At 63.9% G+C, this 19,848-nt stretch carries 27 protein-coding genes; 1 reads left to right on the top strand and 26 read right to left on the bottom strand.

All coding sequences use genetic code 11. The features are described 5' to 3' along the window. The 24 genes from rpmD to rpsL form a co-directional block, all read right to left on the bottom strand. Positions 1–192: a 50S ribosomal protein L30 gene (gene rpmD, locus QX126_RS10675; protein ID WP_006611856.1), complete on the bottom strand. Its 192-nt coding sequence runs from the start codon at positions 190–192 to the stop codon at positions 1–3. A 45-nt stretch (positions 193–237) separates the two neighbouring features. Continuing rightward, the gene (rpsE, locus tag QX126_RS10670) at positions 238–810 is read right to left on the bottom strand and encodes a 30S ribosomal protein S5 (RefSeq protein WP_006611855.1); all 573 of its coding nucleotides are present in this window, start codon (positions 808–810) and stop codon (positions 238–240) included. 48 nt (positions 811–858) lie between these two features. Beyond that, positions 859–1,221, bottom strand: a complete 363-nt coding sequence (gene rplR / locus QX126_RS10665) for a 50S ribosomal protein L18 (protein WP_006611854.1) — start codon at positions 1,219–1,221, stop codon at positions 859–861. Positions 1,222–1,232: 11 nt separating this feature from the next. Further along, entirely contained in the window at positions 1,233–1,766 is a 534-nt protein-coding gene (gene rplF, locus QX126_RS10660) for a 50S ribosomal protein L6 (RefSeq protein WP_172108074.1), read from the bottom strand. A gap of 13 nt (positions 1,767–1,779) precedes the next feature. Further along, positions 1,780–2,178 (bottom strand): 30S ribosomal protein S8, encoded by a 399-nt coding sequence (gene rpsH / locus QX126_RS10655; protein ID WP_315714559.1) that lies wholly within the window; start codon positions 2,176–2,178, stop codon positions 1,780–1,782. A gap of 13 nt (positions 2,179–2,191) precedes the next feature. Beyond that, a complete protein-coding gene (gene rpsN / locus QX126_RS10650) occupies positions 2,192–2,497 on the bottom strand; it encodes a 30S ribosomal protein S14 (protein ID WP_315737603.1) in 306 nt (101 codons plus the stop codon). A 43-nt stretch (positions 2,498–2,540) separates the two neighbouring features. Beyond that, a complete protein-coding gene (gene rplE, locus QX126_RS10645) occupies positions 2,541–3,098 on the bottom strand; it encodes a 50S ribosomal protein L5 (RefSeq protein ID WP_315737602.1) in 558 nt (185 codons plus the stop codon). Continuing rightward, complete coding sequence (gene rplX, locus QX126_RS10640) at positions 3,091–3,405, bottom strand: 50S ribosomal protein L24 (RefSeq protein WP_315737601.1); 315 nt, start codon at positions 3,403–3,405, stop codon at positions 3,091–3,093. The genes rplE and rplX overlap by 8 nt, the downstream gene beginning before the upstream one ends. Then, positions 3,405–3,773 carry a 50S ribosomal protein L14 gene (rplN, locus tag QX126_RS10635; RefSeq protein ID WP_006611848.1) on the bottom strand — a complete coding sequence of 123 codons (369 nt, stop codon included), beginning with the start codon at positions 3,771–3,773 and terminating at the stop codon, positions 3,405–3,407. Before rplN ends, rplX begins: the two co-directional genes overlap by 1 nt. A gap of 99 nt (positions 3,774–3,872) precedes the next feature. Further along, complete coding sequence (rpsQ, locus tag QX126_RS10630) at positions 3,873–4,121, bottom strand: 30S ribosomal protein S17 (protein ID WP_008963469.1); 249 nt, start codon at positions 4,119–4,121, stop codon at positions 3,873–3,875. Between the two features lie 10 nt (positions 4,122–4,131). Continuing rightward, complete coding sequence (rpmC, locus tag QX126_RS10625) at positions 4,132–4,338, bottom strand: 50S ribosomal protein L29 (RefSeq protein WP_006611846.1); 207 nt, start codon at positions 4,336–4,338, stop codon at positions 4,132–4,134. A gap of 5 nt (positions 4,339–4,343) precedes the next feature. Further along, on the bottom strand, positions 4,344–4,757 hold the full coding sequence (gene rplP, locus QX126_RS10620; RefSeq protein WP_315737600.1) for a 50S ribosomal protein L16: 414 nt from the start codon (positions 4,755–4,757) through the stop codon (positions 4,344–4,346). Positions 4,758–4,797: 40 nt separating this feature from the next. Next, complete coding sequence (gene rpsC, locus QX126_RS10615) at positions 4,798–5,508, bottom strand: 30S ribosomal protein S3 (RefSeq protein WP_012045041.1); 711 nt, start codon at positions 5,506–5,508, stop codon at positions 4,798–4,800. Positions 5,509–5,529: 21 nt separating this feature from the next. Then, a complete protein-coding gene (gene rplV, locus QX126_RS10610) occupies positions 5,530–5,910 on the bottom strand; it encodes a 50S ribosomal protein L22 (protein WP_315714562.1) in 381 nt (126 codons plus the stop codon). 10 nt (positions 5,911–5,920) lie between these two features. Next, a complete protein-coding gene (gene rpsS / locus QX126_RS10605) occupies positions 5,921–6,199 on the bottom strand; it encodes a 30S ribosomal protein S19 (RefSeq protein ID WP_006611842.1) in 279 nt (92 codons plus the stop codon). Positions 6,200–6,211: 12 nt separating this feature from the next. Further along, positions 6,212–7,045 (bottom strand): 50S ribosomal protein L2, encoded by an 834-nt coding sequence (rplB, locus tag QX126_RS10600; RefSeq protein ID WP_006611841.1) that lies wholly within the window; start codon positions 7,043–7,045, stop codon positions 6,212–6,214. A 12-nt stretch (positions 7,046–7,057) separates the two neighbouring features. Further along, positions 7,058–7,357: a 50S ribosomal protein L23 gene (locus tag QX126_RS10595; protein ID WP_315737599.1), complete on the bottom strand. Its 300-nt coding sequence runs from the start codon at positions 7,355–7,357 to the stop codon at positions 7,058–7,060. Beyond that, complete coding sequence (rplD, locus tag QX126_RS10590; RefSeq protein ID WP_315737598.1) at positions 7,354–7,974, bottom strand: 50S ribosomal protein L4; 621 nt, start codon at positions 7,972–7,974, stop codon at positions 7,354–7,356. The genes QX126_RS10595 and rplD overlap by 4 nt, the downstream gene beginning before the upstream one ends. Continuing rightward, entirely contained in the window at positions 7,975–8,694 is a 720-nt protein-coding gene (gene rplC / locus QX126_RS10585) for a 50S ribosomal protein L3 (RefSeq protein WP_006611838.1), read from the bottom strand. It lies immediately after the preceding gene. A 58-nt stretch (positions 8,695–8,752) separates the two neighbouring features. Next, on the bottom strand, positions 8,753–9,061 hold the full coding sequence (gene rpsJ / locus QX126_RS10580) for a 30S ribosomal protein S10 (protein WP_002712302.1): 309 nt from the start codon (positions 9,059–9,061) through the stop codon (positions 8,753–8,755). 91 nt (positions 9,062–9,152) lie between these two features. Further along, on the bottom strand, positions 9,153–10,343 hold the full coding sequence (gene tuf, locus QX126_RS10575; RefSeq protein WP_006611837.1) for an elongation factor Tu: 1,191 nt from the start codon (positions 10,341–10,343) through the stop codon (positions 9,153–9,155). A gap of 39 nt (positions 10,344–10,382) precedes the next feature. Next, positions 10,383–12,455 (bottom strand): elongation factor G, encoded by a 2,073-nt coding sequence (gene fusA, locus QX126_RS10570; RefSeq protein ID WP_315737597.1) that lies wholly within the window; start codon positions 12,453–12,455, stop codon positions 10,383–10,385. Positions 12,456–12,488: 33 nt separating this feature from the next. Beyond that, positions 12,489–12,959, bottom strand: coding sequence for a 30S ribosomal protein S7 (gene rpsG / locus QX126_RS10565; protein ID WP_006611835.1), 471 nt, complete (start codon positions 12,957–12,959; stop codon positions 12,489–12,491). A 30-nt stretch (positions 12,960–12,989) separates the two neighbouring features. After that, positions 12,990–13,361 (bottom strand): 30S ribosomal protein S12, encoded by a 372-nt coding sequence (rpsL, locus tag QX126_RS10560; RefSeq protein WP_006611834.1) that lies wholly within the window; start codon positions 13,359–13,361, stop codon positions 12,990–12,992. A 647-nt stretch (positions 13,362–14,008) separates the two neighbouring features. On the opposite strand from rpsL, the gene QX126_RS10555 reads away from it, so the two are divergent. After that, complete coding sequence (locus QX126_RS10555; protein WP_315780821.1) at positions 14,009–15,232, top strand: NAD(P)/FAD-dependent oxidoreductase; 1,224 nt, start codon at positions 14,009–14,011, stop codon at positions 15,230–15,232. On the opposite strand, the gene QX126_RS10550 is transcribed toward QX126_RS10555, so the two are convergent. Then, positions 15,169–17,463, bottom strand: coding sequence for an ABC transporter ATP-binding protein (locus tag QX126_RS10550; protein ID WP_315780819.1), 2,295 nt, complete (start codon positions 17,461–17,463; stop codon positions 15,169–15,171). The two genes, QX126_RS10555 and QX126_RS10550, sit on opposite strands and share 64 nt — an antisense overlap. Positions 17,464–17,550: 87 nt before the next feature. Next, complete coding sequence (locus QX126_RS10545; protein ID WP_315776628.1) at positions 17,551–19,614, bottom strand: FAD-dependent oxidoreductase; 2,064 nt, start codon at positions 19,612–19,614, stop codon at positions 17,551–17,553. Positions 19,615–19,848: the final 234 nt, after the last annotated feature.

The following is a 19,848-nucleotide window of genomic DNA, read 5'->3' as shown; positions in this document are numbered from 1 at the left end:
TTACTTCTCGTCGACGATGCGGACGAGATGATGAACCTTGGTGATCATGCCGCGGACCGCCGGCGTATCCGGCAGCTCGGTCACGCGGCCGATCTTGTTGAGCTTCAACCCGATCAGCGTCTCGCGCTGCGAGTGATGCCGGCGGATCGGGCTGCCGATCTGCTCGATCTTGATCGTCTTGGCGCTAGCCATGGTCTTCACTCCGAGTTGCGCCATCCGCAGGACGACGCGCGTTCGTTAGTCGGCTGCTGCCTCGGCATCGCCACCGACGCGGCGGGCCTGCAGAGTCGACACCTTGATGTTGCGGCGCGCGGCAACTGAGCGCGGGCTATCCTGGTGCTTCAGCGCGTTGAAGGTCGCACGCACCATGTTGTACGGGTTCGACGAGCCGATCGACTTCGCCACCACGTCCTGGATGCCGAGCGTCTCGAACACGGCGCGCATCGGTCCGCCGGCGATGATGCCGGTACCGGCCGGAGCCGCACGCAGATAGACGCGACCCGCACCGTGACGACCGAAGATGTCGTGGTGCAGGGTGCGGCCCTCGCGCAGCGCGACGCGGGTCAGGTTGCGCTTGGCGGAGTCGGTCGCCTTGCGGATCGCCTCCGGAACCTCACGTGCCTTGCCGTGGCCGAACCCGACCCGGCCCTTCTGATCGCCGATCACGACGAGCGCCGCAAAGCCGAAGCGCTTACCGCCCTTCACGACCTTCGCGACTCGGTTGATGTGGACGAGCTTGTCGACGAACTCGCTGTCGCGCTCCTCGCGCTCCTTGCGATCGCGACCGCCTCGTTCCCGTTCACCTGCCATGGTGCTATCCAATCTTCTGAGGGGCTCTGACGCCCATATCCATTGATGTTAGAAGCTCAGCCCGCTCTCGCGCGCCGCGTCGGCCAGCGCCTTGACGCGCCCGTGATAGAGATAGCCGCCGCGATCGAACACGACTTCCTTGATCCCCGCCTTCACCGCGCGCTCGGCGAGCAGCTTGCCCACCGCCTTCGCCGCGTCGATGTCGGCACCGGTGTTGCCGGCCGAGCGCATCTCCTTCTCCATCGACGACGCAGAGGCGAGCGTCTCGCCCTTCTGGTCGTCGATGACCTGAGCGTAGATGTGCTTCGACGAGCGGAACACCGACAGACGCGGACGGCCGCCGGCGGAGCGGCGCAGCGACAGCCTCACACGCTGCTTGCGCCGGGCATTCGTAACCTTGGCTCTCGACATGTCCGGCTCCGTTACTTCTTCTTGCCTTCCTTGCGGAAGATGAATTCACCCGCGTACTTCACGCCCTTGCCCTTGTAGGGCTCCGGCGGCCGGTAGGCGCGGATTTCGGCGGCCACCTGGCCGACGCGCTGCGGGTCGATGCCCGTGACCGTGATCTCGGTGGGCTTCGGCACCGCGATCGTGATGCCTTCCGGGATCTGGTAGACGACGTCGTGGCTGTAGCCGAGCGCGAGCTGCAGGTTCTTGCCCTGCATCGCGGCGCGGTAGCCGACGCCGGTGATCTCGAGCTTCTTCTCGAAGCCCTTGGTGACGCCTTCGACCAGATTCGCGATCTGGGCGCGAGCGGTGCCGTACAGCGAACGGGCGCGCTTGGTCTCGGCGCGCGGGGCAACCTTGACCTGGCCGTTCTCGAACTTCACGTCCACGTCGTCATGGACGATGAACTGAAGCTGGCCCTTCGGCCCCTTCATCTTGACGGTCTGTCCATCGACGGAGGCCGTCACACCGGACGGCACCGCCACAGGCTTCTTGCCAATACGTGACATGGCTCAATCCTTCTTAGAACACCGTGAAGAGAACTTCACCGCCGACATTCGCGTCACGCGCGCTATGGTCGGCCATGATTCCCTTCGGTGTCGACAAAACAGAAATTCCGAGCCCGTTGTTCACGCGCGGCAGGTTCTTCACCGAGGTGTAGACGCGGCGGCCGGGCTTGGAGACGCGCTCGATCTCGCGGATCACGGGCTCGCCGTCGAAATATTTCAGCTCGATCTCGATCTCGCTGCGGCCCGACGGATGCTCCAGCGTGGCATAGCCACGGATGTAGCCTTCGGACTTCAGCACCTCGAGCACGCTGGCGCGCATCTTGGAGCCGGGAGTCGAGACCTTCGACTTCGAGCGCATCTGCGCGTTGCGGATGCGGGTGATCAGATCGCTGATGGGATCGTGCGTTGACATGGTGCGACCCTCCTTACCAGCTCGACTTCACGAGGCCCGGGACCAGGCCCTTGGACCCGAGCTCGCGCAGCGCGATGCGGCTCAGCTTGTTCTTGCGATAGTTCGACCGCGGACGGCCGGTCAGCTCGCACCGGTTGCGGATGCGGGTCGCCGACGAATTGCGCGGCATCTCGGCCAGCTTCAGGGTCGCGGCAAAGCGCTCCTCCATCGGCTTGGACTTGTCGGCGATGATCGCCTTCAACCGGGCGCGCTTCGGGGCGGCGTTCTTCGTCATCCGCTTGCGCCGGTTGTTCTTCTCGATTGAACTCTTCTTTGCCATGCTTGGCTCCTGGGTATCCGCGTTTGAGAAGCTGTTCAGCGTCTCACTGCCGGAACGGGAAATTGAATGCGGTCAGAAGGGCACGGGCCTCATCATCGGTCGTCGCGGTGGTGCACACCGTGATGTCCATGCCCCAGCTCTCCCCGGCCTTGTCGAAGTCGATCTCGGGGAAAATGATGTGCTCCTTGATGCCGAGCGAGTAGTTGCCGCGGCCGTCGAAGCTCTTCGGGTTCAGGCCGCGGAAGTCGCGGACGCGCGGCAGCGCGACGTTGATCAGGCGGTCGATGAACTCGTACATCTTGGTCTTGCGCAGCGTGACCTTGCAGCCGATCGGCTGGTTCTCACGCAGCTTGAAGGTCGCAATGGCGACGCGCGAATAGGTCACGACCGCCTTCTGGCCGGCGATCAGCGACAGGTCGGCCGCCGCCGTCTCCGCCTTCTTGCGGTCGTTGACCGCCTCGCCGATGCCCATGTTGAGCACGACCTTGTCGAGCCGCGGCACCTGCATGACGTTGGCGTAGCCGAACTTCTCGGTCAGCTGGCTCTTGATCTGGCGATCATATTCCGTGCGGAGGCGCGGGGTGTAAGCAGTCTCAGCCATCGATCTCAACTCCCGAGCTCTTGGCAACGCGGACCTTCTTGCCGTCCGCCTGAATCTTGAATCCAACGCGCGTCGGCTTGCCGTCCTTACCGACATACGCGACGTTCGACAGGTTGATCGGCGCCTCCTTGGAGATGATGCCGCCTTCCTGGTTCTGGGTCTGCTTCTGGTGACGCTTCACCAGGTTGATACCGCGCACCAGCGCGGTGCCCTCGTCGGGACGCACCTCGAACACCTCGCCGGTGCGACCCTTGTCGCGGCCGGTCAGGACGATCACCTTGTCGCCCTTGCGGATCTTGGCAGCCATCACAGCACCTCCGGCGCGAGCGAAATGATCTTCATGTGGTTCTTGGCGCGCAGCTCGCGCGGCACCGGCCCGAAGATGCGGGTGCCGACCGGCTCCGACTGGTTGTTGATCAGAACGGCCGCGTTGCGGTCGAAGCGGATCACCGAGCCGTCGGCGCGGCGGATGTCCTTGCGGACGCGCACCACGACGGCCTTCATGACGTCGCCCTTCTTCACCTTGCCACGCGGAATGGCTTCCTTGATCGACACCACGATGATGTCGCCGACGGTGGCATAGCGGCGCTTCGAGCCGCCCAGCACCTTGATACACATGACACGGCGTGCGCCGGAATTATCGGCCACGTCGAGGTTGGTCTGCATCTGAATCATTGATGCACCTCGTCCTCTTCATCTGCTGCGCAGGAAAGCTGCGCCTTGTTTGATCCCGAAAGCGAAATGGGCCCTCTTCGACGAGGGCCGCTTCGCGCCTCAGGCGGTTTTCTTGTGCTCGCCCCGGACCACGGTCCAGCGCTTCAGCTTCGAGATCGGCTTGCTCTCCTCGATCCACACCATGTCGCCCGGCTTGAACTCGTTGTTCTCGTCGTGGGCGTGGTAGTTCTTCGAGCGGCGGATGGTCTTCTTGTAGATCGGGTGGGTGAAGCGCCGGTCGACGCGCACGACCACCGTCTTGGCCTGCTTGTCGCTGACGACAACGCCCTGGAGGGTCCGTTTCGGCATGTCGAGCCTCTTACTTCGTCTTGGCGCGCTGCTGCGCGGCGATGGTCTTGATACGGGCGATGTCGCGACGCGCCTCGCGCAGCCGAGCGGTGTTCTCGAGCTGGCCGGTGGCACGCTGGAAGCGCAGGTTGAAACGCTCCTTCTTCAGGTTGACGATCGCATCGTCCATCTGATCGGGGCTCATCGCGCGAATGTCGGCAATCTTCATCTCGGCCATGACCATTACTCCGCAATGCGTTCGACGAAGCGCGTCTTGATCGGCAGCTTGGCGGCCGCCAGCAGCAGCGCCTCGCGCGCGATCTGGGTGCTCACGCCGTCGATCTCGAACATCACCCGGCCCGGCTTGACGCGGGCCACCCACAATTCCGGCGAGCCCTTGCCGGAGCCCATGCGGACCTCGGCCGGCTTCTTCGACACCGGAAGATCCGGGAACACCCGGATCCAGACGCGGCCGGCGCGCTTCATGTGACGGGTCAAGGCACGACGGGCGGCCTCGATCTGGCGCGCGGTGACGCGGTCCGGCTCCATCGCCTTCAGCCCGAACTGGCCGAAGGCCAGCGTCGCGCCCGAGGACGCAACGCCGTGGATACGGCCCTTATGCGCCTTTCGGAACTTGGTCTTCTTTGGTTGCATCATGGCTTTGAGCCCTCAAACCTGTCTTGTCGCGGCTGATCGATCAGGCCGCGTCGCGGCGCGACCGCGGCTGCGAGCTCTCGCCGCCGCCTTCGTTCATCCGCTTGTCCTGTGCCATCGGATCGTGCTCGAGGATCTCGCCCTTGAAGATCCAGACCTTCACGCCGCAGGTGCCGAAAGTGGTGAACGCGGTGGCCACACCGTAGTCGATGTCGGCGCGCAGCGTGTGCAGCGGCACCCGGCCCTCGCGGTACCATTCCATGCGGGCGATTTCCGCACCGCCCAGACGACCCGAGCAGTTGATGCGGATGCCCTCGGCGCCGAGACGCATCGCCGACTGCACGGCGCGCTTCATGGCGCGGCGGAACGCCACGCGGCGCTCGAGCTGCTGCGCGATCGACTCGGCGACCAGGGTCGCATCGAGCTCGGGCTTGCGGATCTCGACGATGTTGATGACGACGTCCGACGAGGTGATGTCGGCGACACGCTTGCGCAGCTTGTCGATGTCGGCGCCCTTCTTGCCGATCACGACGCCCGGACGTGCCGAGTGGATCGTGACGCGGCACTTCTTGTGCGGACGCTCGATCACGATGCGGGCGACGGCCGCCTGCTTGAGCTCCTTGTGCAGGATCTCGCGGATCTTGACGTCTTCATGCAGCAGCTTGCCGTACTCGGCCTTGCCAGCGAACCAGCGCGAATCCCAGGTCCGGTTGATGCCGAGACGCAGACCGATCGGATTGATCTTTTGACCCATCGTATTCTCCCAGCGCCTGCTTTAAGCGCTCGCCTCGACCTGACGGACAATGATCGTCAGCTGCGAAAACGGTTTGAAAACTCGGCCCGAACGGCCACGGCCGCGCGGCGAGAAACGCTTCATCACGATTCCCTTGCCGACGAAAGCCTGCGAAACGACGAGATCGTCGACCTCGAGCTCGTGATTGTTCTCGGCATTGGCGATCGCCGATTCCAGGCACTTCTTGACGTCGACCGCAATCCGCTTGCGCGAGAACTGCAGGTCGGCGAGGGCTGCCGACGCCTTGCGGCCGCGGATCATCTGCGCCACCAGGTTCAGCTTCTGCGGGCTCACCCGAAGCATCCGGGCCACAGCCTTGGCCTCGTTTTCGGGGAGGCTCCGTTCGCGCTTTGGTTTGCTCATCGCTTAATCCTCAAGCCTTCTTGGCTTTCTTATCGCCCGAATGGCCGTGGAAGGTGCGGGTCGGCGAGAACTCGCCGAACTTGTGGCCGACCATCTCTTCGTTGATCGCCACCGGCACGTGCTTCTGGCCGTTGTAGACGCCGAACGTCAGGCCGACAAACTGCGGCAGGATGGTCGAGCGGCGGCTCCAGATCTTGATGACGTCGTGACGGCCGGACGCGCGCGCCGCATCTGCCTTCTTGAGCAGCGACGCCTCGACGAACGGGCCTTTCCAGACTGAACGAACCATGTCCGTCGTTCCTTACTTCTTCCGCTTGTGGCGGCTCAAGAGAATGAATTTGTCGGTCGACTTGTTGGTGCGGGTCTTCTTGCCCTTGGTAGGCTTGCCCCACGGAGTGACCGGGTGACGACCGCCCGAGGTACGGCCTTCGCCGCCGCCGTGCGGATGGTCGATCGGGTTCATCGCGACACCGCGGTTGTGCGGGCGACGACCCATCCAACGCTTGCGGCCGGCCTTGCCGATCGAGGTGTTCATGTGGTCCGGGTTCGACACCGCACCGATGGTGCCGCGGCAACGGCCGTGCACCAGGCGTTGCTCGCCCGAGTTCAGGCGGACGATCACGTAGTCCTGGTCGCGGCCGACGATCTGAGCATACGTGCCGGCCGAACGCGCGAGCTGGCCGCCCTTCCCGATCTTGACCTCGATGTTGTGCACGATCGTGCCGACCGGCATGTTGCCGAGCGGCATGACGTTGCCCGGCTTCACGTCGACATAGTTGCCGGCGACGATGGTGTCGCCGACCGCCAGGCGCTGCGGCGCCAGGATGTAGGCGAGCTCGCCGTCCTGATACTTGACCAGGGCGATGAAGGCGGTGCGGTTCGGATCATACTCCAGCCGCTCGACGGTGGCCGGAACGTCGACCTTGTCGCGCTTGAAGTCGACCGTACGATACGACTGCTTGTGGCCGCCACCGAGGAAGCGAACCGTGATGCGGCCGGTGTTGTTGCGACCGCCGCTCGACTGCTTGCCTTCGGTCAGCGCCTTGACCGGCTTGCCCTTGTAGAGGGCCGAACGATCGACCATCACCAGCTGGCGCTGGCCCGGCGTCGTGGGATTGAATGTCTTCAGTGCCATGGCAGCTCAGCCTTACAGTCCGGTGGTCACGTCGATACGGTGACCCTCTTCGAGGGTCACGATCGCGCGCTTGCTGTCCGATTGCGAACCGAAATTGCCGCGGAACACCTTGGTCTTGCCCTTGCGGACGAGCGTGTTGACGCTCCTGACCTTGACGTCGAACAGCTTCTCGATCGCCTCTTTGATCTGAGGCTTGGTCGCCTTGGCGGCCACCTTGAACAGAACCTTGTTGTGCTCGGAGGCGAACGTCGCCTTCTCGGTCACGACCGGCGCGATGATGATGTCGTAGTGGCGCGGATCAATGGTCTTCATTTGAAGCGCGCCTCCAGCGCATCGATCGCCGCCTTGGTCAGCACGAGCTTCTGACGGCGCAGGATGTCGTAGACGTTGATGCCCTGGATCGGCAGCACGTCCAGGTTCGGGATGTTGCGGGCCGCAGCGGCGAAGCCGTTGTGCAGCTCGGCGCCGTCGATGATCAGCGCGTTGGTCAGGCCGAGACCGGAGAAGTGACCGATCAGCGCCTTGGTCTTCGCCGCCTCGAGGGTGGCGTTCTCCAGCACGACAAGATCACCGTCCTTGGCCTTGGCCGACAGCGCATGCTTCAGCGCCAGCGCACGGACCTTCTTCGGCAGGTCGGTCGCATGCGAGCGCACGACCGGACCGAAGGCGCGGCCGCCGCCACGGAACTGCGGCACGCGGGCCGAGCCGTGACGAGCACCGCCGGTGCCCTTCTGCTTGTACATCTTCTTGCCGGTGCGCCAGATCTCGGCGCGGCCCTTGGCCTTGTGGGTGCCGGCCTGGCGCTTGTTCAGCTGCCACTGAACGCAGCGCTGAATGATGTCGACGCGCGGCTCCAGACCGAAGATGGCGTCGGAGAGCTGGACGGAGCCGGCTTCCTTGCCCTCGAGGGTGGTGACTTTCAGTTCCATTTATGCGCCCTCCTGCACGGCCGGCGCTTCGGCAGCCTGCTCACCCGCGACCTTGAACTTGCCGGGCTTCGGCGCTTCCTTCGGCAGCGGCTTCTTCACGGCGTCGCGCACCGAGATCCAGCCACCCTTGGAGCCGGGCACCGCGCCTTCCACCAGGATCAGGCCACGCTCGACATCCGTCTGCACCACACGCAGGTTCAGCGTGGTGATGCGATCGACACCCATGTGACCGGGCATCTTCTTGTTCTTCCAGGTCTTGCCGGGGTCCTGACGGCCACCGGTCGAACCGATCGAACGGTGCGAGATCGAGACACCGTGCGTGGCGCGCAGACCGCCGAAGTTCCAGCGCTTCATACCGCCGGCGAAGCCCTTACCGACCGAGGTGCCGGTGACGTCGACGAACTGGCCGACGACGAAGTGATCGGCCTGGATCTCGGCGCCGACCGGAATCAGCGAGTCCTCGCTGACACGGAATTCGGCGAGCTTGCGCTTCGGCTCGACCTTGGCGACCGCGAACTGACCGCGCTCGGCCTTCGGCATGTAGACCGTCTTGCGGCTGCCGCTGCCGAGCTGCAGAGCGACGTAGCCGTTCTTCTCGGTGGTGCGGTGACCAACCACCTGGCAATTGCCGAGCTTCAGCACGGTCACGGGGATATGTTCGCCGGTCTCCGTGAAGACCCGCGTCATCCCGACCTTTTGTGCGATCACTCCGGAGCGCATCGGCGTGCATCCTGTTCTTCTCTATGTCCGCGTGAGGTGCGAACGTGAATCCAAAAACTTAGAGCTTGATCTCGACGTCGACACCGGCGGCCAGATCGAGCTTCATCAAAGCGTCGACGGTCTGCGGGGTCGGATCGACGATGTCGAGCAGGCGCTTGTGGGTGCGCATCTCGAACTGCTCGCGGCTCTTCTTGTCGACGTGCGGCGAACGGTTCACGGTGAACTTCTCGATGCGGGTCGGCAGCGGAATGGGTCCGCGAACCTGCGCGCCGGTCCGTTTCGCCGTGTTGACGATCTCGCGCGTCGACGTATCGAGGATACGATGGTCAAACGCCTTGAGACGGATGCGGATATTTTGGCCGTTCATTGCCGTATCTTTCTGTGAGTAGTGAGTGGCGAGTAGCGAACGGCGAATGGATAATCTCCATTCGCCACCCGCCATTCCCTATTCGCTGTTGTTACTCGATGATCGAGGCGACGACGCCGGCGCCGACGGTACGGCCGCCCTCGCGGATGGCGAAGCGCAGCTTCTCCTCCATCGCGATCGGCACGATCAGGTGCACTTCCATCGCGATGTTGTCGCCCGGCATCACCATCTCGGTGCCTTCCGGCAGATGGACGACGCCGGTCACGTCGGTCGTGCGGAAGTAGAACTGCGGACGATAGTTGGTGAAGAACGGCGTGTGACGGCCGCCCTCTTCCTTGGTGAGGATGTAGGCCTCAGCCTTGAACTTGGTGTGCGGCTTGACCGAGCCCGGCTTGCACAGCACCTGGCCGCGCTCGACGTCCTCGCGCTTGGTGCCGCGGAGCAGCGCGCCGATGTTGTCGCCGGCCTGGCCCTGATCGAGCAGCTTGCGGAACATTTCGACGCCGGTGACGGTGGTCTTCTGGGTCGGGCGGATGCCGACGATCTCGATTTCCTCACCGACCTTGATGATGCCGCGCTCGACACGGCCGGTCACCACGGTGCCGCGGCCCGAGATCGAGAACACGTCTTCGACCGGCATCAAGAAGGGCTGGTCGATCGGACGCTCCGGCTGCGGAATGTACTCGTCGACATTGCGCATCAGCTCGAGGATGGCGTCGTGGCCGAGCTTCTTGTCCGAATCTTCGAGAGCGGCGAGCGCCGAGCCCTTGATGATCGGGATCTTGTCGCCCGGGAATTCGTACTTCGACAGCAGCTCGCGGACCTCGAGCTCGACGAGCTCCAGCAGCTCCGGATCGTCGACCATGTCGCACTTGTTGAGGAACACGACCAGCGCCGGCACGCCCACCTGGCGAGCGAGCAGGATGTGCTCACGGGTCTGCGGCATCGGGCCGTCAGCGGCCGACACGACCAGGATCGCGCCGTCCATCTGCGCGGCGCCGGTGATCATGTTCTTCACGTAGTCGGCGTGGCCGGGGCAATCGACGTGCGCGTAGTGACGGTTCTTGGTCTCGTACTCGACGTGCGCGGTCGAGATGGTGATGCCGCGCGCCTTCTCTTCCGGGGCCTTGTCGATCTGGTCGTAGGCAGTGAACGTCGCACCGCCCGTCTCGGCCAGGATCTTGGTGATTGCAGCCGTCAGCGAGGTCTTGCCGTGGTCGACGTGACCGATGGTGCCGATGTTGCAGTGGGGCTTGTTACGTTCAAACTTAGCTTTGGCCATTTGACTCTCCGTTCAGTCGCTCACTTGAGCTCGCGACAATCAGGCAAACTTCTTCTGGACTTCAGCCGACACGTTGGCCGGCGCTTCCGCGTAGTGCGAGAACTGCATCGTGAAGGTCGCGCGGCCCTGGCTCATGGAGCGCAGGTTGTTCACGTAACCGAACATGTTCATGAGCGGCACCATCGCGTTGATGACGTTGGCGTTGCCGCGCATGTCCTGGCCCTGAATCTGGCCACGACGCGAGTTCAGGTCGCCGATGACCGAGCCGGTGTAGTCTTCCGGGGTCACCACCTCGACCTTCATGATCGGCTCGAGCAGAACCGACTTGCCCTTCTGCAGCGCCTCGCGGAAAGCCGCACGAGAGGCGATTTCGAAGGCCAGCGCCGACGAGTCGACATCGTGATACTTGCCGTCGACCAGCGCCACCTTGACGTCGACCACCGGGAAGCCGGCGACAACGCCCGCGCCCAGCACGCTCTCGATGCCCTTCTCGACGCCCGGGATGTATTCCTTCGGAACCGCACCGCCGACGATCTTGGACTCGAACACATAGCCGCCGCCCGGCTCGTTCGGCTCGACCACGAGGCTCACGGCCGCGAACTGGCCGGTACCGCCGGTCTGCTTCTTGTGGGTGTAGTCCACGTTGGCCGGCTTGGTGATACGCTCACGGAACGCCACCTGCGGCGCGCCGATGTTCGCATCGACCTTGTAGGTGCGCTTGAGGATGTCGACCTTGATGTCGAGATGGAGCTCGCCCATCCCCTTCAGGATGGTCTGGCCCGACTCGTGATCGGTCGACACGCGGAAGGACGGATCCTCCGCGGCCAGCTTCGCCAGCGCGACGCCCAGCTTCTCCTGGTCGGCCTTCGACTTCGGCTCGATCGCGATCTCGATGACCGGCTCCGGGAACTCCATCTTTTCCAGGATCACCTGGTTGGACGGATCGCACAGCGTGTCACCGGTGCGGGCTTCCTTGAGGCCTGCAAGAGCGACGATGTCGCCGGCATAGGCTTCCTTGATGTCCTCGCGGTTGTTCGCATGCATCAGCAGCATGCGGCCGATGCGTTCCTTCTTCTCGCGGGTCGAGTTCACGACGCCGGTGCCCGAGGTCAGGACGCCCGAATAGATGCGGCAGAAAGTGATGGTGCCGACGAACGGGTCGTCCATGATCTTGAACGCCAGCAGCGCCAGCGGCTCCTTGTCGTCCGCCTTGCGCACGACCTCGTTGCCCTTGTCGTCGGTGCCCTTGATCGCGGGCACGTCGAGCGGCGACGGCAGATAGTCGACGACGGCGTCGAGCAAGGGCTGCACGCCCTTGTTCTTGAAGGCCGAGCCGCACAGCACCGGATAGAAGGCGCCGGTCAGCACCGCCTTGCGGATCAGGCGTTTCAGGGTCGCCTCGTCCGGCTCGTTGCCGTCCAGGAACGCAGCCAGGGCGTCGTCGTCGAGCTCGACGGCGGCTTCCACCAGCTTCTCGCGATATTCCTTGGCCTGATCGGCGAGATCAGCCGGAATCTCGGCGTAGTCGAACTTCGCGCCAAGCGCCTCGTCGTTCCAGACGATCGCCTTCATCGTCACGAGATCGATGCAGCCCTTGAAGTTGTTCTCCGCGCCGATCGGCAGCTGAATAGCCACCGGCTTCGCGCCCAGGCGATCGACGATGTCGGACAGGCACTTGAAGAAGTCGGCGCCGGTCTTGTCCATCTTGTTCGCGAAGACGATGCGCGGCACCTTGTACTTGTCGCCCTGACGCCAGACGGTCTCGGTCTGCGGCTCGACGCCCTGGTTGGAGTCGAGCACGCAGACGGCGCCGTCGAGCACGCGCAAGCTGCGCTCGACCTCGATGGTGAAGTCGACGTGACCGGGGGTGTCGATGATGTTCAGGCGCTTGCCGTTCCAGAACGCGGTGGTCGCAGCGGAGGTGATCGTGATGCCACGCTCCTGCTCCTGCTCCATCCAGTCCATCGTCGCGGCACCTTCGTGCACTTCGCCGATCTTGTGGCTCTTGCCGGTGTAATAGAGGATGCGCTCGGTCGTGGTCGTCTTACCGGCGTCGATATGCGCCATGATGCCGAAGTTGCGATAGTCTTCGATGGCGTGTTGGCGGGGCATGGGTGTGTTCCCTGATTTCCGTCGGTTTCGCCGTTACCAGCGATAGTGCGAGAAGGCGCGGTTGGCTTCAGCCATCCGGTGCACGTCTTCACGCTTCTTCACGGCGTTGCCCCGGTTATTGGAGGCATCGAGCAGCTCCGCCGAAAGCCGCTCGGTCATCGTCTTCTCGTTGCGGTCGCGCGCGGCCGAGATCAGCCAGCGGATGCCCAGCGCCTGCCGGCGGGTCGAACGAACCTCGACCGGCACCTGGTAGGTCGCGCCGCCGACGCGGCGGGAGCGGACCTCGATGGTCGGCATGACGTTTTCGAGGGCCTGCTCGAACACCGTCAGCGGGCTCTGCTTGGTCTTGGCCTCGATGATGCCGAACGCGCCGTAGACGATACCTTCGGCGACCGACTTCTTGCCGGCGTACATCACCGAGTTCATGAACTTGGTGACAATGATGTTCCCGAACTTCGGATCCGGAAGCACTTCACGCTTTTCGGCTGAATGGCGACGCGACATGTGATCTTGTTCCCGCTTCTCTCGAACGTCTTACTTCGGACGCTTCGCGCCATACTTCGAACGGCGCTGCTTACGGTTCTTGACGCCCTGGGTATCCAGCACGCCGCGGAGGATGTGGTAGCGCACGCCCGGCAAGTCCTTGACGCGGCCGCCGCGGATCATGACCACCGAGTGCTCCTGCAGGTTATGGCCTTCACCCGGGATGTAGCCGATCACCTCGAAGCCGTTGGTCAGGCGCACCTTGGCGACCTTACGAAGCGCCGAGTTCGGCTTCTTCGGGGTCGTGGTGTAGACGCGCGTGCAAACGCCACGCTTCTGCGGCGACTGCTGCAGCGCCGGCACCTTCTTGCGCGACTTCTGCACTTCGCGCGGATTTGCGATCAGCTGGTTGATCGTCGGCATCTTGGCCTTCACCCTTCTCAACGTTCGCACGGAGACCGCGACCGGCTTCCGCAAATTCTGTTCGAGGTTCCCCGCCTCACCGGGCCGTTCGCGCGATCAAAACCCACGCAAAACGAAATCGCGCCAACCGTTCATCGCTGAACGGAAAGCGCTTGACGCCACAGAGGACCGCGATCACCACCAGTCAGCTTGCGCTGGCGGGCGGCCTACCGAGGTCATGCATCCGAAATTGGTCTCAGGAGAACGAGCTCGAGAGATCTAATATCGTTTTGGCATTGCCTAGCTATGATCGACAGCGTTTGAGCGGCATTCGTCGAGGGTGGTGCCCGTCCCACCCTGTTCTGGGTGGTCTGGGTGATCCGTACCGACGCTGGCGAAGCTCACCGCCTGTCGTTGAGTGCCGGCCTTTTATAAGCGGTAAATATCCAAGTCAAGCAAAACGACGCCGCAGGACGCTCAAAGAAGCGCTTCTGGCCGCTGCAGTTTCCGCTCCGACGGTGCCCCCGCGTCCTAAGGTATCTGTAGACCGCAGAGCCCTGCCCGCGCCTGCGCAGTCACCTCTCCAACCCCGGACATATCCAGAGACATTGAAGATAAGGCTTTTTTCGGCTTTGGCCGACAAGGATGGCGCCAAGACGAGGCGCCCGGTGACAGAATATACTGATATTGCGATCATTGGCGGCGGCCTGGCCGGCGCGATCACGGCCGCCATGCTCGGGCGTGCGGGCATCCCGGCGATTCTGGTCGATCCCCATGCGATCTACCCGGCCGACTTTCGAATCGAGAAGATCTCCGGTGCCGGGCAGATCGACCGGTTCCGTCGCACCGGGATCGCCGACAAGGCGTTAACCCAAGCCACCCTGGCCTCGGAGAACTGGATCGCCCGATTCGGCTACGTGCTCGAACGGGCGCCAGTCCAGCAATATGGCATCCCGTACGATACGCTGGTGACGGCCGTGCGTGACGAGATCCGTGGCCCTGTGACGCGAATCGTCGCCAAGGCCGTGGCGATCACGCCAGGCGAGGATCGCCAGTCGGTCGTGCTGTCCAACGGGCAGACGATCTCGGCCCGCCTCGTCGTGCTCGCCAACGGGCTGAACGTTGGGCTGCGGCACATGCTGGGAATCACCCGCAAGATCACCAGCCCCGCGCATTCCGTCTCGATCGGCTTCGACCTGACGCCGGTCGGCCGCGCCGCCTTCCCGTTCCCGGCCATGACCTACTTCCAGGAGCGGGCCAGTGCGCGGGTGCCCTACATCACCCTGTTCCCGATCGGCGAGCGCATGCGGGCGAACCTGTTCGCCTATCGCGAGGTGGATGATCCCTGGCTGCGGGCGATCCGGCGCGCCCCGGTCGAAACGCTGACGACCGCCCTGCCCGGCCTGCGGCGGATCACTGGCGAGTACGCCGTGAGCGGCGAGGTGAAGGTCCGGCCGGCCGATCTGATCACCAACAGCGGATATCGCATGCCCGGCGTGGTGCTCGTCGGCGACGCCTTCTGCACCACCTGCCCCGTCACCGGCACCGGCTCCGACAAGGTGTTCACCGATGTCGAGCGCCTCTGCAACGTCCACATTCCGCGCTGGCTGGCGACTGACGGCATGGGCGAGGCCAAGATCGCGGCCTTCTATGCGGACCCTGTCAAGATGGCCTGCGATGCGTGGTCGCTCGAGAAGGCCTGGAATTTCAGATCCGTCTCGATCGGGACCAGCCCCTATTGGCAGGCGCAGCGCTGGGCACGCTTTGCTGTCTCGCTCGGCCGCGGCACGCGGCAGCGGCTGACGAAGACCATTGCGCCGCTCAACGCTTATTCGTCGTCATCGTCGTCATCATCATCATCATCGTCTTCATCGCTGTCGTCGTCGGCCTGATCGGCCCGACTCGGCTGGTGGCCCTGGTCGTCCCACAGCTTGCGATAGACACCGTTCTTGGCCAAGAGCTCGGCGTGGCTGCCGCGCTCGATCGCCCGGCCGCCGGAGATGACGATGATCTCGTCCATCTCGACCACCGAGGTCAGGCGGTGGGTCGACCAGATCATGGTGCGGCCCTTGGCGACCTTGAGCAGGGTGCGGTTGATTGCGGCTTCCGTGGTCTGGTCGAGCGCCGAGGTCGCCTCGTCGAGCAGCAGCACGGAGGGATTGCGGATGATGGCGCGGGCGATTGCGATGCGCTGGCGCTGGCCGCCGGACAGCGTGTCGCCGCGCTCGCCGACGAGCGTGTCGTATTTCTGCGGCAGGCTCATGATGTAGCGGTGGATCTCGGCCTTCCTGGCCGCCTCCTCCACCTCGGCGTCGGTGGCGCCCTCCTTGCCGAGCCGGATGTTCTCCCGCAGCGACATGTTGAACAGCATGTTCTCCTGGAACACCACGGCCATGCTGCCGCGCAGCGAATCGCGCGTGACCCTGCGGATGTCGACGCCGTCGATGGTGACGCGGCCTTCGTTGGGCACGTAGAGTCGCAGGATCAGGTTGAGCAGCGTGCTCTTGCCCGAGCCCGACGGACCGACGATCGCGATCCGCTTGCCGACGTCGAGCTTGAGGCTCAGATTGTCGAGCACCGGCGTCTCGCTGCCCTCGTACTGGAAGGTCACGCGCTCGAAGGTGATGTCGTGGCTGATGCGGGGCAGATCCGGCGCGCCCGGCCGGTCGGCGCCGCGGGTCGGCTCGTCCAACAGCTCCTGCATGTGCCGGATCGCGGCCGCCGAGGAAATCGACACCGGCACGAAATGCATGACATGGGCGATGTTGTAGGACACCTCCCAGAATGCGCTCTCGAAGGTGACGAAGGTGCCGATCGTGATCTGGCCCTTGGTGGCGAGATAGGCTCCGAGAGCGAGCACGACGAGGTGCAGCAGCAGCACGGAGATCGTGACGGTGCGCTCGACCATGGTCGACAGGAACATCGCATCGGCCATCTTGCGCCGCGCCGCGTCGTTGCGGAAGCTGAACCAGCCGAATACCTTGCGGTGCAGGCTGAAGGCCTTGATGACGGCTTGCGCCGCGATGTTCTCCTGGATCACGCCGAGCAGCGACGCCTCGTTCAGCTTCTGCTCGTAATTGGCCTGAACCGCCTTCGGCGTCAGGATGCGCGGGCCGATCAGGGTGATCGGAAACACCAGCAGCGCGATCGCAGCGAGCTGCCAGTTGAGAAACAGCATCAGAATGATGCCCGCAATCAGCTCGAGGAACGGCAGCACAGCGCTGTTGGCGAAACTCTTCACGACGTTCTCGAACGCCGACATGTCGACCGAGAAGCGCGACAGGATCTCGCCGCGCTTGGTGCGCTGGAAATAGGCGGCCGGCAGGTTCTGCACGTGATCGAACAGACGGGTGCGGACATCCGAGATGACGCAAGCCGCCAGACGCGCATCCCAGCGCTCGTAGAGCACGGCAACGATCGAGGTGAAGATGCCCGCAACGGCCAGCACGCCGAGGATGCGATAGAGCGCCTCGAAATCCTCCTCGCCGAGCGCATCGTCGATCAGGAACTTGAGGCTGAGCGGCATGATGACGTTGAACAGCGTCTCGATCAGGACGCCGATCGACACGAAAGCCAGCATCTTCTTGTATCTGGCGAGCAGCGGCGAGACGAAGCCGTAGATGGTCGCAAGCGCACCGGCGGCCTCGCGGGCCGTGTAGACGACGAGATCCTCGTCGTCGTCATCATCGTCGTCGAGATCGTCGCCCTCGTCCTCGCCGTCCTCATCGTCGTCCTCGTCGGAGGGAGGCGGCGCAGGCTTGCTTGCCTGTGGTGGCTTGGTGGCCTGCGGCGGCTTGGATGCCTGCGGCGGTTTGGCGGCCTGCGACGGCTCGGAGGGCTGCGGCGCTTCAGATGTGTGCTGCGCTTCGGCTGCCAGTGGCGCGTTGGCGGCGAGCGGTGTTTCCGGCGCTTGGGGTGCCTGCGGCGCTTGGGGCGCGGCGGTTCCAGAAAGCCGCTTCGCGATCTCGGCTGCGGCGCCCGCGGCAGCCGCAATTCGCTCGCCGGCAATCCGATCGTCCGCGGCCTGACCGGGCGGCGCCGAGGTCGAATTGGATTTCGAACCTCGTTTCGAGCCTGATTTGGAAGCCGGTCTCGACTCTGACTCTGGTTTCTTGGGCGCCATGCAACCAACCGAAGCAGCGCGGCCGACGAGAGCGCCAGCCTTGCGCGTCAGGCCTTTAACATCTGCACAGCGCCGCGGCCAGCGTCCTCAATCTTCGTCCTCGACCTTGTCGAAGAACGAATACCGCAGGCTGTCGGCGTCGGCGTACCACTGACCGGGCCCCTTGTTGGCCGCGAGCGTCGCAGCCCACACCTCGTCGGTGCAATCGCGGCGGTGCATGGCCAGATCAAACCCGTTGCCGAAGAACAGCTCCGACCACTCCCACCAGGTGCCGAGCTTCTTGACCCCACGCAGCAGGTCGTAGCGGTCGACCAGCGCCGGGGCCATGTCCGAGGTGATCGAGCCGAACACGAGGCCGGTCTTGACGACACGGTTGAGCTCGCGGATCGCGCGCGCAACCTGCTTGTCACCGAGGTGGCAGAGGCTGGTCTCGAACACGAAATCGAACTCACCGGTCTTGAACGGCATGTCGGTGATCGAGCCGAGCTTGTTGTACTTCTTCAGCGCCTTCGGCGTCTTGCCGTGGATGTAGCGGTTGTTCTCTATGCCCCAGGCATCGATGCCGCGCTCGCGGAGCGCTCCCACCAGCTCGCCGCTCGCGGAGCCGGCGACCAGGAGCTTGTAGCCCTTGCCCTTGCCGGCCCGGTTCCAGACGATCTTGATCAGGCTGGTCAGATAGTCCGGATCGGTGAACTGCGACCACGCTTCGCTGTAAGGCCCCTGCCCGCGATAATTGTCGAAATAGTCGCGGTCGATCTTGTCCGACAGCGGCATCTCGGCCTGCGAGCGGGCGCGGCGCAGCCGCATCATCTCGGTCAGGATGATGTCGGTGGCCGCATCTGAGGAATCGAGCAGCCCGTTCAAGGTCGAGTCGAACAGGTAGTCTCCGACCACGACGATACCGGGGTGCTCCTTCGGCTCAGGCCGGTGATTGGTCATGACGTCGCGCACCGGCAGACCGCCGGGCAGCGCGTTGACCGACGACAGCCAGCGATGGATCTTGCCTTCCATGAAGTGCGCGCGCGCATCGCCTAGCGCCGCCGGGAGCGACTTCAGGGCGGCATCGATCAGCTCCTGGTCCGACAGATTGGCGAAGGCGAGCGCATCCGAGCCCGCGATCAGCCAGTTCAGCACGCCGTGCTTGCCGACGTCGTGGCGCGAGCCCTCGTTGTAGATGCAGCAGCCGCCGAACGCCTCCGACATAAACCAGGAGCCCGGAATCTTCTCGCCCCAGAACGGCTCGTCGAACAGGATCGAGACGCGCAGATAATGCGCGGGACGATCGAAATAGGCGATGTGCTTGACCATGGACTGGCGCAGCTTCTCGCCGTCCCAGCCGACCGTCGACAGCCAGGAATGCGGCAGACACACCAACACGAGATCGAACTCGCGCGTCTCCGGCCCCTTGCCGTTCATCATGTTGAGCCGGTAGCGGCCCTGCTCGGTCTTGCCGATGCGGAGCACGCGATGATTGAGTTTGATGTCAGCATCAACCTCCGAGCGAAGGCACTCGATCAGCTGCTCATTGCCGTTCTGGATCGAGTACAGGCCGATATAGTCGTCGATATCCATCACGAAGTTCTTGAGCGCATTGAGGCCGTTGGTGTTGTGGGCCTCGGTCGCGAGGTCGGAGCGCGACATCACCTTGAAGAAGCGCTTGGCCGTGGGATCCTCGACCTCCTCGTCGAGCAGCTCTTCGCAGGTCTTGTAGGCCCAGGGGTGCTCGTTATCGTGGGCGCCGACGCCTTCGTAATATTCGACCGGCGACATTACCTCCGTACAACGCTTGCGGAACGCCTCGACGGCAGCGGCCGTCTTCGGGCCGTACTTGCGGCGCAGCCCGGGCACGTCGTCGAGCAGCTCGCCGTCGAGCTGGACCTGCAGCGCATCCATCGGAATCGTCTGCAGACCGAAATGCTGGATCAGCTCGCGCAGCGGATCAGGGCCGGTCATCGAGTAGTCGTAGATTTCTGCGACACCAGCCTCATACATCGCCGGTGCGGTATCGAACTTGCGCGTCACGATCTTGCCGCCGAGCCGGTCGGATGCCTCGAAGATCGTCACCTTGCAGAGATCGCCGAGTTTGCGCCTCAGGTACCAGGCGCTCATCAGTCCACCCGGACCGCCACCAACAATCGCAAGGTCAAGCATCTAAGTTCCGCCATCTCCGGCTGTCAGCGACGTTGCCGGTCGTCCATATCAGGGGTCCTGCCACCCTCGGGGCTCGATCGGCCATAGCGTACCCGGCCCGCAAAAGATTTGCGCCGGAGCAAATCGGCGCATCGCCACGGGAGTCGACGGAAATCAGCTCAGCGGATCTGATGCTTCCAAGAGCACCTCTGTCCCTGAAGGGAAGATGAACAACGGGGCAGCAGCGCGGCAACA

It is taken from the genome of Bradyrhizobium sp. SZCCHNPS1003 (assembly GCF_032381555.1).
In the GTDB taxonomy this organism is placed as follows: Bacteria; Pseudomonadota; Alphaproteobacteria; order Rhizobiales; family Xanthobacteraceae; genus Bradyrhizobium.
This window is presented reverse-complemented; position numbering and strand designations above follow the sequence as displayed.